9 protein-coding genes are annotated in these 14,094 nt (G+C 35.1%); all 9 read left to right on the top strand.

Translation table 11 applies throughout. From position 1 onward, the window contains the following. Window positions 1-94: 94 nt before the first annotated feature. The 9 genes from Q4496_RS00985 (at window position 95) to Q4496_RS00945 (ending at window position 14,084) form a co-directional block, all read left to right on the top strand. Complete coding sequence (locus tag Q4496_RS00985; protein ID WP_303609778.1) at window positions 95-1,639, top strand: N-6 DNA methylase; 1,545 nt, start codon at window positions 95-97, stop codon at window positions 1,637-1,639. After that, window positions 1,636-3,033, top strand: a complete 1,398-nt coding sequence (locus Q4496_RS00980; protein ID WP_303609777.1) for a restriction endonuclease subunit S — start codon at window positions 1,636-1,638, stop codon at window positions 3,031-3,033. The genes Q4496_RS00985 and Q4496_RS00980 overlap by 4 nt, the downstream gene beginning before the upstream one ends. Window positions 3,034-3,360: 327 nt before the next feature. Next, a complete protein-coding gene (locus Q4496_RS00975) occupies window positions 3,361-5,013 on the top strand; it encodes an AAA family ATPase (RefSeq protein ID WP_303609776.1) in 1,653 nt (550 codons plus the stop codon). After that, window positions 5,010-5,870 (top strand): hypothetical protein, encoded by an 861-nt coding sequence (locus Q4496_RS00970; RefSeq protein ID WP_303609775.1) that lies wholly within the window; start codon window positions 5,010-5,012, stop codon window positions 5,868-5,870. Before Q4496_RS00975 ends, Q4496_RS00970 begins: the two co-directional genes overlap by 4 nt. Window positions 5,871-5,890: 20 nt before the next feature. Further along, the gene (locus Q4496_RS00965) at window positions 5,891-6,796 is read left to right on the top strand and encodes a hypothetical protein (RefSeq protein WP_303609774.1); all 906 of its coding nucleotides are present in this window, start codon (window positions 5,891-5,893) and stop codon (window positions 6,794-6,796) included. Between the two features lie 21 nt (window positions 6,797-6,817). Further along, the gene (locus Q4496_RS00960; RefSeq protein WP_303609773.1) at window positions 6,818-9,115 is read left to right on the top strand and encodes an McrB family protein; all 2,298 of its coding nucleotides are present in this window, start codon (window positions 6,818-6,820) and stop codon (window positions 9,113-9,115) included. Between the two features lie 10 nt (window positions 9,116-9,125). Then, window positions 9,126-10,442 (top strand): McrC family protein, encoded by a 1,317-nt coding sequence (locus tag Q4496_RS00955; protein ID WP_303609772.1) that lies wholly within the window; start codon window positions 9,126-9,128, stop codon window positions 10,440-10,442. 16 nt (window positions 10,443-10,458) lie between these two features. Then, window positions 10,459-13,158: a CHAT domain-containing protein gene (locus Q4496_RS00950; RefSeq protein ID WP_303609771.1), complete on the top strand. Its 2,700-nt coding sequence runs from the start codon at window positions 10,459-10,461 to the stop codon at window positions 13,156-13,158. Next, window positions 13,155-14,084, top strand: coding sequence for a hypothetical protein (locus Q4496_RS00945; RefSeq protein ID WP_303609770.1), 930 nt, complete (start codon window positions 13,155-13,157; stop codon window positions 14,082-14,084). Before Q4496_RS00950 ends, Q4496_RS00945 begins: the two co-directional genes overlap by 4 nt. The last annotated feature ends 10 nt before the right edge of the window (window positions 14,085-14,094 follow it).

Genomic DNA, 14,094 nt, shown 5'->3' with positions numbered 1-14,094 from the left:
AAAGTTAATAGCAGACAAAATGTTAATAGCAGACAAAATAAAAATTATTTAATTTCCCCAAAAACTCTGAAATAAGAGTAGAGAAACATACATTATGAGCACGCAAGCATTAGTCGCAAAACTTTGGAATCTATGTAATTTATTACGAGATGACGGCGTTACGTATCACGAATACATTAACGAACTGACCTATTTAATCTTTTTAAAAATGGTGCAAGAAACAGATACTGAAACCGACAGCCAATCAGGCGAAGTGCGTATACCTGAAGGTTACCGTTGGAAAGAGCTAGAAAACTACGATGCCGCATCACGCTTAGAACAATATAAATTACTCTTAATTCACCTTGGCTCTCATGGCTCACAAATAACAAAAGCTATTTACGCTAATGCAAGCACGGTAATTCGTAAACCGGCCACGTTAAGCAAACTAGTGACTGAAGTTGATAAGCTTGATTGGTACAGCGCCAAAGAAGAAGGCTTAGGCGATATGTACGAAGGCTTGCTAGAAATTAATGCCAGCGAGAAAAAATCAGGCGCAGGCCAATACTTTACGCCACGTACGTTAATCAACGTGATGGTTGAGTTAATGAACCCAACCCTAGACGATGTAATAGTGGACCCAACAGCCGGAACCGGAGGCTTCTTAATTAGCGCTCACCATCACATTAAAGAAAATAACGACATCATGTCGTTAAACGAAAAGGCCTACGACAAATACCAGCACGGCACTTTTTTTGGTATGGAATTAGTGCCAGACACGCGTCGCTTAGCGATGATGAACCTCATGCTACATGACATAGCGGTTGATGATGAAAATGCAGGTATTCTTTACGGTGATACCCTATCAAACGAAGGTAAGGCGCTACCTCAAGCTGATTTGATATTAGCTAACCCACCATTTGGCACCAAAATGGGCGGTGGCATACCAACCCGTGACGATTTAGTGCATTACACCAGTAACAAGCAACTTGCCTTTTTACACCTTATGTACCACAAAATGTTAAAGCCTGGTGGCCGTGCAGCCGTGGTATTACCCGACAACGTATTGTTTGAAAGTGGTATAGGAAAAACCATACGTAACGACTTAATGGAAAAATGTAACCTACACACCATTTTACGTTTACCTACCGGTATTTTTTATGCGGCTGGCGTTAAAACCAACGTATTGTTTTTCTCTAAACCGGAAGATGTAAGGAAGGATAAAGCGCAAACTAAAAACGTCTGGGTTTATGATTTACGATCAAATATACCAATGTTTGGTAAACGTACTGTATTAGGCAAAGATCACTTTAAAGAGTTTTATGAGGCGGTTGGTAGCGACCTAACGAATGTTGATGAAAAAGCAAGAGCGAAATTTATCACCGAGCACAGTACTTCACCTCAAGGTAAAGGCAGCGAAATAGGTAATGTTGATACCTGTAGATTGCGTTGTTTTACCCGTGAAGAAATTGCCAAAAAAGGCGACTCACTTGATTTAGCTTGGATCCGCGACGACAGTACCGAAGATGCTAGCAGCTTACCTGAGCCAGATGTACTGATTAACGAAGCGATAGAAGAAATGGCTGGCGCTATGTCTGAATTGAAGTCGATTTTAGTCGAATTAGGTGCCGCAGAAGAAAATGATGAGGTAACTTCGTGAGTGAATTACCAAAAGGTTGGGCATTATCGAACCTATCTGGAATAACATCTTTAGATGGGGTTGTATCGGATGGTGATTGGGTCGAATCAAAAGACCAAGATCCAAATGGTGACGTTAGATTAATACAACTTGCTGACATAGGTGATGGGAAATTCATAAATAAATCTAATCGGTTTATGAACAATGAGCAAACTAAGAGGTTACGTTGTACTTTATTAAAAGAAGGCGATGTCTTAATTGCACGAATGCCCGATCCTCTTGGTAGAGCGTGTTTATTTCCTAAATTGCCAAATGATGCTGTTACAGTTGTGGATGTATGCTTAATACGATTAACACCTAGTTCTGCTTTAAAAAACAAATTATTTATGTATTGGGTAAATTCACCAACGATTCGTAACTTAATTGATATGCAAGCATCAGGTACTACACGTCGAAGAATAACTAGAAAGAAGTTGGCTTTATTTGATTTTCCGATCCCCCCTTTAAATGAACAAACACGTATCTTGGATAAACTCGATTCAATGTTAGCTAAAGTGGATGCCGCTCAAGCACGCCTCGACAAAATTCCCAACATCCTAAAACGCTTCCGCCAATCCGTCCTCGCCGCCGCTACCTCAGGTGAGTTAACAAAAGAATGGCGTGGTCAGCATGATGAAAAATTGACTTATAAGTTACTTGGTGACACAGGTGTAAGCATTAAAACGGGTCCGTTTGGTAGTGCTTTACACAAATCAGATTATATAAATAATGGAATTTCTGTAATAAATCCAATGCATATAAATGACGGCATCATTACTCCACGTGATTCTATGTCTATTACTTTAGGTAAGTTCAATGAGCTTCAAGCATGGCATCTAAGAGTTGGAGATATAATTTTAGGGCGCAGAGGTGAAATGGGAAGGGCTGCTGAAGTTAAAAATATAAAAAATGGAATGCTGTGTGGAACTGGCTCGATGGTTTTAAGGGTAAATGATTCGGGTTTATTACCATCTTATTTATGTTTAATACTTCGATCTCAGAATGCAGTTAACTATTTCACATCAAACTCAGTTGGTTCAACGATGGTGAATTTAAATCAGAAAATTATAAAAGGATTAAGTATTCATTTTCCTTCTTTTGAAGAACAAAATGAAATCTTTCGGAGGGTTGAATCTTTATTTACTATGGCGGATTCCTTAGAAAAACAATACAAAGTGGCCAAAGCACGAACTAACCGCTTAACTCAATCCATTTTAGCTAAAGCCTTTCGCGGTGAACTTGTTCCACAAGATGAAAATTACGAACCTGCCAGCAAGTTGTTAGCGCGAATAAAAACCGAGCAAGAAGGTACGCATATAAAAATTAAAAAAATAGCGAAAAAATTAACAGTAAATAAAAAGGTCGCTAATGCCTAAAAAATCCAATATTACAGGTAATCAGCAGCTCCCCTTATTTTAGTTAGATGATGACGAATTAACAGCTAAGGTTGTTAAGTCACAGGAAACTAAAACAAAACAATTACAACCTTTACCTGAATCAGAGTTTGCTAAATATATCGTATATGTTGATGAAAACGGTGATCATAGCTTGCAAAGTATTGGTGAAAATTTATCCGTCGCTAAAAAGCGAAAAGTCCCAATGAAAATCACTGAGGCAAGAACGCCAACCGGCTACCCCAAATCCACTTGCGTATATTATGTTCGCTAACCTTAACTTTGTAAGTACAAAAGAAGAAAAATATTATGGAAAATAGTAATAAATCAAAATTCGAAGTTATTTTACAAGCTCAGAGTCATTATGAAAAACCACCTTTACCAGGTCAAATTATCATTACTCAAAGTAATTCATGGAATGACTTTGGTTATAATGTTCGTTGTGAATTTATAACGTGTTCACATGATGGGAAGAATATATTATCAGGTGAAGTGTTATTGGCATTTCTAACTTATGAAGATCTTAATGGAAGGCTAAAAAGAGTAAGTGATGAATATACTGATTGGTCATCTCGCTGTCAGTCATTAATGGATAAAGATACCAAACATTTAATTAAATATTTTTGTTTATTACCTAATATGCAAGCATATAGAGATGCTGTTACTGAATTAGGAGTTAACAACGCACATGATTTTTTAAATTCAATTAATGATTTAGTTTTTCACAACACTAAAAGTAAAAAAGAAACTTGGCTTAAAGATGCGTTAGGATCTCCACCATTTGAAATGGCTTTCATGCGGAATTCGGAGCAATTTTTCGCTTTTCATAATGCGGATACTATCTTACAAGGCATAGAGTTAGAAAACTATTTAGCTATTTCACAAAATCTCAGGCTAACATTTAAACTTGATGGCTTTACAAACGAGCATTTTATTGATTTTAAGTTTGATAACGCCAGTATAATTCCAAAGAGAATAAATGTTTTAATTGGAAAAAATGGATTGGGTAAAAGTCAAACACTTCAAAAGTTTTGTCGTGCAGCATTAGAACGGCCTGAGCCTATATCTACAAAGTTATTTGATACAATTTCAAATATTCAACGTCCTATGATTAATAGAATCATTGCTTTAGTTACTCCAGGAGAAACTAATACAACTTTTCCTGGAGAGTATGCAAAAAGCCAACGTCTTTTTTATCGAAGAATCGATCTTAATGCTCGTTCATCATCTCAGCGAAATTTAGGTAGTCTACTTTCTCAAATATTTCGAAGTAAAAATACAATACGAGAAACCTTACGGTGTGAAATTTTTAAATCGGTAATATCGAAAGCGTTTGATATCAAATCGGTTTATTTAAAAGTAAGTGACGATTATTATTTGCCAATTCAACATTGTACCTATCTAGACGGTAATGGAGATCAGGTTGTAAGATTAAGTGCTGCTTTCACCAAGGTTAATAAACCTTTAATAAAAATTAAAGATGATTATCATGAACTTAGTAGTGGGCAATTAACGTTTTTTAAATTTGCACTACAATGCTGTTTATATATTGAAAATGGTACCTTGATTTTATTAGACGAACCTGAAACACACTTACATCCCAATTTTATTGGTGAATTTGTTGAAATGTTAGATTTCTTGTTAGAAAAAACTGGCTCAGTAGCTATTGTTGCTACGCATTCTGCTTATTTTGTACGAGAAGTCTCAGGCGAACAAGTGCACGTTTTTAAGGAAAGTGACAATGGTCATATATCAATATTAAAACCACGATTAAAAACCTTTGGCGCTGATATTGATTCAATTTCTCAATTTGTTTTTAATGAAGATATTGAAAATCGTCTGACAGATAAAATATATCAAAAAGTAAAAGGGCAAAGCTTTGAGCAAGTGGAAGCACTGTTAGGTAATGAATTATCTATGTCTGCTTTAATGGAGTTAAAAGATAGGATTGAAGGGCAATGAAAAAATTACCATTGCCTACAGTAAGAGATGAAGGCTTCATCGATGTATTATCTGAAAACCAAGCGTTATTAGGCACTAGTTACCCTCATTTAAAAAGAGAAATAACAGCGGTTAAACGTGGTTATCAAGATTACTTGAATAATCAAGGTAACGCTTGGAATATTGCACCACTTAAGCTTTCCAACAATCTAGAAGTAGCCTTAATTAAACACTATAACTCACCACCAGTATCGATAACTTATCTTGATAAATTAAGAGATTCTTCAGCTGATGTTTGCCCTATGTGTGGCGGATTTCACCCTACTACTTTAGATCATATTTTACCTAAAGATGATTACCCTGCTTGGTCATTATACTCTAAGAATTTGGTGCCGGCATGTGGTTGCAATATGAAGCGAGGCAATGCATTAAAAGGAAATACACAAGGTGTACGAGTTTTACATCCTTATTTTGATACTATTTTGAATGATAGGCATTTAACTTGTGTTATAACTCACGCTAACGATTTTCGATGGATAAGAGCTAAGGTTAGTTATGTTAATTTATTACATCCTGATATTGCGTCTATCAGATATCATACACAGAATATAATTCTTAAGATTGGTATAGAGAAATGGTTAAGAGCTGAAGTTAATAAACTTTTTGAAAAGCCCAGAACAGTTATTAAAACTTTGCCTAAAAGACAGCCAATAAGTCGAAATGAAATTATTGATTTTATAACTGATTGCTTAGATGATTATGATAATGAGTTTGGGACGCCTAATAATTGGCATTCCATATTTATACATGGGTTATTGAATGCACCACATATACACCAATGGGTGGTAAATAAACACAATTCTAAATTGACACCATAATTATATAAGAAGGATTTTAAATGTTAGGTGATATTTTAGCCGGGTTTCAATTATTTGATCGTTTTAAGAATAAATACTTTAATCGAACACAGGCAACAGAACCATTTTCAACCATTACTCAACGATTAGTCGCTTTATTTGAATCTCACGGTGTTCACCGTAATCAAATTGAAGAGTTCTTCGGTCATGGCTTAGATATTCCGTCATGTACGACTGACGATGAACTACTAAAAAAACTTACCCCTGAAATAATCACTGATGCCGCTAAATTATTCGGGGTTAATAAAGATTGGCTCGAAGGCAGTTCAAATGAAATTTATAATATTCCTGACTTTTACAAACACCCTGAAGACTTTGATTTTTATCTAACTGAATTGTTAAATAATACTAATGCATACAAGCCATCAGCTTACGTACTAACTTCTCATAAAAAGTCGATATATGAATATAATGACTCGTTATTCGTTATTGCAGAACCAATTGGTGAAATAAACCAACGCGAAATATATAAATATCACCTATTAGGTCGTTGGGGTATTCACTACTGGAAATCACGCGCTTATTTTACAGCGTGTTGTGCATTACTTTATAAACATGGTTTTTTAGTAACTGGGAAATTTGTTGAACCAGATTGGTTAAGCAAGGTTTATGAAGGGCAGGAATTGCTTAGTTATGACTTTGACGAGCGTTACGGCGGTGTTAACTTCCCTACCATCGGCTCTTGGATAGTTTCTGACTTCGTCGAAATGCCTGATAGCTATCTAAAAGGCTTGAATACTAGAGATGGTCACTCTGTACAACTAGCCATCGAAAAGTGGCTCTCACTTAGCGAAAAAGGCTACATGCGCTGTTTCCCTGATGAAAAAGAGTTACATGCAGGTGTTGAAGAGTCATTTGAACAAAAATTAAAAAATTTGCGTAATTAAAGTAAATAAGAGGGTATTAATGTGGCAAAAGATACAACTAAATATATTTTTAATGGCGAAACATATGGTAAAGGTCGCTTAGCTCTGGCGCTTGTTCAGTATTATGTTACTTCCAATTCACCTAGCTTATCAGAGTTGAAGGAAGTATTTCCTCAAGATCTTCAGGGAACTAGAGGTTTATTGATAACCGAGGAAGATTTAATAGAAAAAAATAAACACAGTAATGATCCAAAAAAAAGATATTTTGAGAAAGACTCTGAATCACTAAAAACCGATGATGGCATTAAGGTATATGTTTGCAATCAGTGGGGCGTTGGTAATATAGAAAACATTCTTGGTAAAGCCAAAGAGCTAAGTTATGACGTTGAGGTTGTTAAAGGTGATCTGAAATCAATAGATGAATTATACGAAGAATATAAATTGCACCCCTCTACTGCCTGGATTAAAACTTATAAAACATTATGTGATAAATTCGCTCAATATAAAGACAAATCGGCTAAAGAATTTGATGAAGATATTTTAATTGAATTATGGAGAAGTCCAGATAATGGTGTTGCTGGCGTTAGCCCAGGATTTATTAGTTTGGATGAGTTTTCTGCTTTACTTTTAGACTTACCGGAAATTACAGAAAAGATTATTAATTCCCCCACAGCTAATACGTTAGAAGAAGTTTGTGCCTGGGCACGAAAGGCTAAAGGAGATAAGAAGTTTAAGTCAATAAAGTGGGGTGTGATAAATCGTGTTTTTGCTACCGCAAATCCCATTGCCTACTCTACAATTATTAATGAAACGGACCTGCAACACTTAGTTAAAAAATTAAATTCAATTTTTAATTTGGAAATTGAAACCTCAAAGAACTGGGCTACTCAAAATAAAGCCCTTATGGATTCTATTAAGTCTCAAGGATTAGAAGATGAAGATATTTACCTTCTAAACACTTTTGTATGGGAATTATTTTTAAAGTTCGGTAAAAAAAGTCCAGAACCTAATGATGAAAAAATATCAGAACACAAATCAACTGATGCCTTGATAGCAACGAATCAAATTTTTTATGGTCCTCCTGGTACCGGTAAAACATTCAAACTACAAGATATTCTTAAATCACAATATACAGACAATGCTGTTATTCAAGACAAGTATGTATGGTTAAGCGATAAAATTGATAGTTTAAATTGGTTTGAAATATTGGTGTTAGTTTTATTAGATTCAAACACGCCAATCAAGGTTCCTGATATTATTTCGCATGAATACTATCAAATAAAAGCAAAGTTAAATAACCGTACAGCCAACTTAAAGCAAACCGCCTGGGCTGCTTTACAAACCCACACCATAGCTAATTCAAATACGGTTAAATATGAAAAAAGAGTAGAACCTCTTGTTTTTGACAAAGATGAAGAAAGCCAATGGTTTATGAATGATAAAGAAGATGGACAACTTGAAGAGTATAGTTCTTTACTAGCTTCATTGAAGCAAGGACCGCAGAAAGCAGAAACTATTAAACGCTTTGAGTTTGTTACTTTCCATCAGTCGTACGGCTATGAAGAGTTTATTGAAGGACTAAGGCCTATCACCAATGATAATGGTGATATTAGCTATGAAGTTAAGCCGGGGCTATTTAAGCGCCTTTGTATGCGTGCAAAGTCAGATCCTGAACATCAATATGCTTTAGTTATTGACGAAATAAATCGAGGTAATATTAGTAAGATTTTTGGGGAGTTAATCAGTTTAATCGAAATTGATAAGCGTGAGGGTTGTGACCATGCATTATCAGTAACACTACCTTATTCCGGTTTACCTTTTTCAGTACCTAAGAATGTAGATATTATTGGTTCAATGAATACTGCCGATAGGTCGTTAACTCATATTGATGTTGCTTTACGCAGGCGTTTTGAGTTTAAAGAGTTAAGAACAAACTACTCATTATTAGAAAGTGATGTTGAAGGTATTAACATTAAACATATGTTATATGCCATGAATCAACGCATTGAGTTACTTCTAGATAGAGAACATATTTTAGGTCATGCATTATTGATGAAAGTTAAAACCTTAACAGCGTTAGAAAGTGCATTTAAAAGCAACATAATGCCACTGCTTGAAGAATACTTTTTTGAAGATTGGGGACAAATAAACCAAGTCCTAAATAGTAATGGGTTTATTGAAGAGCAAAAGGATGCGAGAAGTACTTGGCTAGATAGTGCCGACGAATATGCAGCTAAGTCTTATAAAGTTAACTTTAATGCCCTTAGTCACTTAGAGAAATATCAACAGATATACATAAGCGTAGACGCAGCCGCATTTATTGACTGTGACGCGGAGTAGGCATTAGTTAATGGCTACTTGGACTGTTTATGAATACGCTCGTTTGTTTCGGGATAATCACACTGCAATTGTGGGCGATAACTTATGTCTGTCGGATAATCAGTTTGACGCATTAAAGAAACTGATTAAGAGTGATGACTCTGATCATTATCAGCTATTCCGTTATGGCTTTGAAAAACGACGTGAGGTGTTAGTTTGCCAAAACTATGTAGGTGTTATCTGCTTACCTGATGGTGATCAAATTGAAATATTACCTAAAACTCATAAGTTAAATTATGTGAGTGAAGGCGCTAGTTCTGTTGATAAAGATAAGTCACGGAATAACCTCATTAAGATGTTGAAGGCTACACGCTATTTACCCGGTAAAATGGCTTCGAGTGCTGCTTTAGATATAACCAATATGCCATTGTTAGATGTATTTATTCAATTGTTTTTAGATGAAGTAAATTCATTGATTAAACGGGGTATCTCTCGCCATTATCAGCCTAAAGAAGAAAATATTGCTTACTTAAAAGGTAAACTTCTTGTTTCACAACAGATACGAACAAACCTTGTAATGAAGCATCGGCATTATATGGAATTTGATGAACTATCTTCAAACCGGGCTGAAAACAGATTAATTAGAAGTGCTCTGCAATGGGCATTTAATCGGGTAGAAGGGAAAACTAAGCACTTCTGCCAGGAATTACTTTTTCACTTTACTGATATTCCAACGTCAAAAAATATTCGACTAGATCTGAAGTCATGGCAGAAAGGCCGCCATCTAAGACATTACGAGCCAGTATTACCTTGGTTAGAAATGATATTTAAAGAGCAAAGCCCAACCTCTGTGGATGGAAGTACTAATATGCTTTCGATATTGTTCCCTATGGAAAAGGTATTTGAAGATTATGTAGCATTAGCCCTGAAAAAGCAGTTTCCTGAATATGATATTAAAACTCAAGTCAGGGAAAAGAGTTTAATAACCCATACGCCTATAAAAGGTTCTAAACCCATCAAAGAAAAGAGCTTATTTCAATTAAGGCCCGATCTTTACATTACCTGTACTGCAGAGGATAGAGTTATCATTGGTGATACCAAGTGGAAGCTCATCGATGAAAATCTGCCTGGCAAAAAGTACAATATTAAAGAGAGTGATATATACCAAATGCTGGCGTATAACCAAACGTATCAAAAAAATGAAGAAAAGGGCGCTGAGATTTGGTTGATATACCCTAAGTCGGAAAACTTTACTCAAGGTATACCCGATTTTAAATTTGATAATGGCTCTGTGATAAAAGTTAGACCGTTTGATATAGATAGGTCGTTGTTGATTTTAGATAGCTAGATTATGGAATGTTAAAATGATGGAAAATATAAAACTGGCTAGATATTTAGAAGAACAATACAAAGTAAAATATAGAAAAATTAAGCCTCGTTATATTGAACTTAATACCAGAGCTATTGAGTTGAGTAATACTGTTGTAAATGTAAAGCAACTTATTGATGCTGAACGTTTATTCAAAAAAGCATTGAAGTTAACGGACAAAAATCTCTATATGAAGGCATCGGCTCATCATGAGTTAGGTGTTTTTTATTTTACTCACTTTGCTCGTTTGCCTGGCGGTCCAAATAAAAATTTAAAACTAGCTGAACAATATTTCAATCTAGCAATAAATAGCTCAGAAAGAAAAAGGTATCCTGACCAATATGCGTCTAGCCTATCTCAATTAGCAGCTACATATCGTAGAGCTGCAATGGAACGTTTGTGGCATCAAACACCAGATGAGTGTATAGAACAAGCTGAAAAGCTGCACAAAAAAGCCTTAAAAGTATTATCAAATTCACTACCTGACTTTATCCGCCTACACCAGTCTGCAATTGTTAACTTTAATTTAGCAAGCGTGTTGTTTGATGCGGGACGGATAATTGATGCGTGTAACGAGCAGGCTGAAGCCTTTGAATGTTATATTGCTGCAATTAAGGCAGCACCAGATGCTTCATTTATTTCAAAAATAAACCTGAAGCCTTCACAAATTCTCCCTCTAACTTTTGCTCGTCTTAATTATTTTTCAGATAAGCTTGAACATAAGGCTCTGTGTGAAAAGATCTTAGATATATCTCCACAGTTTGGTGTTGAACTAAGTATACTTTTGAGTACTAATCCTATATCTGATATTGCTAACCCTCTTGTAGAAATTCAACACTTGGTTCGCCAGGCTTTAAAGACTAATTCATTTGAAGTTGTAAAGTTATTAAAGGAAAGACTATCACAGTTGATGGAAATTAGAAGGCACTCAAGCACAGATCAAGAGGCTGATAGTGTAGGAGTGTTGATTCAGCAAGCGTGCTCTGGTTTAGCCAGAGTGCTTTCAAACAATAATGAAGAACTTAAGGCATTTACAGAACTTGAAAATGTTAGTGCAATGAGGTTTTGTGAAAGCGCAATGAATCACTGGATAATTCCAGAAAAAAAACTCGCTATTGGCTTAAAACAAGCACAAGGGAGGCTAGGTTCATCTTATTACAGTCTAAATGAGCTAGCATTGTTATTAAAAGGCGGACAGTTAGACATAATTAAGCAACATTTGAAGGATTGTGCAATTATATTAAGTAGTCAAAATGAAGTTGAGTTTGATCATGCCAATAGTCAAATATTTAATGATAAAAAATATAGAGAGGTTATAGAGGCTGCAAGTATAAATAATAAACCTGTTGAATTATTATCTAATGTTGCAGAGGTATGCTTAAAGGATTTTAATAAAGTAGGTTCTTTTATAGATAACCTAGACCCTGGTTATTACGGACAACATCGTGAAACTTACTTTATTAAAGAGAGAGATATAAAGGTTGCATTAGGAAGCCACCCTGAGCTGACATTAGTTAAAATTGATATTGAAGATCACTATAATGATGCACTGATATTAGTTGCATACCATGAGAATAATAAAGTAAGAGTTAACTCTTTTTCTATTGAATTACCAAAGCAAATTATCAATAAAATTGCTGAGATGATAACTAAAGGAAAATCAGCTACCGAACACTGGGAGTTAGATTTTATTGATTGGAAAAATATTCTCCCTAAAGGCTGTAAAAACGTTGGTTTATTACCTTCATTTTTTGCATCTCATATTCCATGGGTTGCTACGGGGCATACAGGGTACCGGCTAGTTGATCTAGTAAAGGAAGTTAACTGGCTCCCATCTATTATGTATCTTTATATGGAAAGTAAATATTTTCAATATAAAAGTGGTACTTACATGGCTCAAGGTGGAGCTACCCTATTTGATAATCTTGCCCATAATGCACAATTAACTAATGAAAATAATTATAGTAAAAGTGATGTGCTTAATCAGGTCAATGATGCCAAAGTCTTTAGCTATTATGGTCATTGTGAGCATCGCTACCCAGAAAGACCAACGTTATTATTCCAAAACAGTACAATTAAAGATATTGATCTGAGTTCTGCGGTAAGGGGAGCTACCAGAGTTGAATTATGGGCTTGTCAGAGTGGAAGTAATATTCCATTACATATATTACCAAGTAACGTTAATGAAGCGTTTGGGATGGATATGAGAATGCTAGAATGGGGTGCTAAAACTTCTATTGGTACCTTATGGGCAGTACCAGAGCTTGTTACAGCCCATATAAAAAAACACTATGATTTACTTTTAGCTGAAGGGAATTCAGCATCGGTAGCACTTTTAAGTTCACAACGCTGGTGGGTTAGCAAAGGCGCAGATGATGTATTAAACGATATAAAGACTAATGGGAAAACTAATTACTTAAAGTCTATTAACTATAATAGTGTTAATTATGATTCCTTAGATGCACCGTTAGGGCCTGTCTTATCATCAAATGATAACGTAAATACTCTGGACCTTGATGCCTTAAGGGAAAGCTTTAAACATCCATCATCGTGGGCTGGAATTCGCTTTTGTGGGGTTAGTACAGCTAAAAGTACTTTTATAGACCCAGAGAAAGTTAAGCTTACTGAAAATGATAAAATAAAATTGAATCAATTAATTAATAAAATGAATTTAGAGTCAGGCTTTATTGTATGAAAAAAATGGATTTACCAATTTCAGATGCTTCGCAAGAAGGAAGGAAAAATTATATTGAATCTAACCGGTTTGCAGTAGAGTATGTAATAGCCGAAGCTTTGGAGGTATTCCAAAAAGAAGATGTTATTTCTAAAGTTTTTAGAAGTCAGGATAAGGCTATTGAAAAAATAATAGAGATGTTCCTTTCTCCACACTTTTCATTAAACAGTACTCCTTACAAAGATATAAGACTATTTTCACAATTAAATTTTTGGGTAAACTATAAAACAAGAGGTCGTTTTAACGTTTCATCGTCTAATAGAGTTGAAAGTAACAGTATGAAGGAGCATGTAAAACCTGAAAATGAGGTCGCATCATATTATAAAGAAATAACCAAAATACTTCCTGAATTTAATCGACGTGTAGCCGCTGATGTCATTAAATATTGGTTTAAAGCGAATAAAAAATTATTGAATGAATTATTACCATCGGAATCAACAGGTATGTCTACTAACATTTTCGAGGTTGAAAATAAGGTGTCTGATTCCCAAGATAGTCGTTATAAGGTAGATGCAGCATTTCGATATTTATTTCTTTATTTTGGAATAGACAAACAAATAGAAACAGCCGGGCATTATGAAAGAAAATACCTAACCAAAGGGGAGAATAAACCACAATACGTATCAGGTATTCGTGAAACTCACCAAGATAAACATCATGTACGGTTGAGTATTAAAAACATTATTGATCAATTTTTTGAAATTCATAAGAAGAGTGATAACTCAGATATTTTATCTCATTCATTATTGAAAGTTATTGGTAGAAAAGCAGTGCTCGATGTTTATGAAATCAACTCAAAGAGTGGCGATAAGGACGTTGTCAATGAGTATAATTATAAATTGAGTAGCCTTAAGAAACGTTCAAACTTTATAAAGGAGGAGGCTTAATGGCTTTGGA

The sequence above is a fragment of the Colwellia sp. 5_MG-2023 genome (genome assembly GCF_030547795.1).
Taxonomy (GTDB): Bacteria; Pseudomonadota; Gammaproteobacteria; order Enterobacterales; family Alteromonadaceae; genus Colwellia.
The sequence above is the reverse complement of the archived record's forward strand: the minus strand, read 5'-3'. Positions and strand labels throughout refer to the sequence as shown.

Excerpts from the sequence above, each read along its gene's own strand:
- Q4496_RS00985 (WP_303609778.1), top strand. The coding sequence starts at position 95 with ATGAGCACGCAAGCATTAGTCGCAAAACTTTGGAATCTATGTAATTTA.
- Q4496_RS00945 (WP_303609770.1), top strand. The coding sequence starts at position 13,155 with ATGAAAAAAATGGATTTACCAATTTCAGATGCTTCGCAAGAAGGAAGG.
- Q4496_RS00975 (WP_303609776.1), top strand. The coding sequence starts at position 3,361 with ATGGAAAATAGTAATAAATCAAAATTCGAAGTTATTTTACAAGCTCAG.
- Q4496_RS00955 (WP_303609772.1), top strand. The coding sequence starts at position 9,126 with ATGGCTACTTGGACTGTTTATGAATACGCTCGTTTGTTTCGGGATAAT.
- Q4496_RS00970 (WP_303609775.1), top strand. The coding sequence starts at position 5,010 with ATGAAAAAATTACCATTGCCTACAGTAAGAGATGAAGGCTTCATCGAT.
- Q4496_RS00950 (WP_303609771.1), top strand. The coding sequence starts at position 10,459 with ATGATGGAAAATATAAAACTGGCTAGATATTTAGAAGAACAATACAAA.
- Q4496_RS00965 (WP_303609774.1), top strand. The coding sequence starts at position 5,891 with ATGTTAGGTGATATTTTAGCCGGGTTTCAATTATTTGATCGTTTTAAG.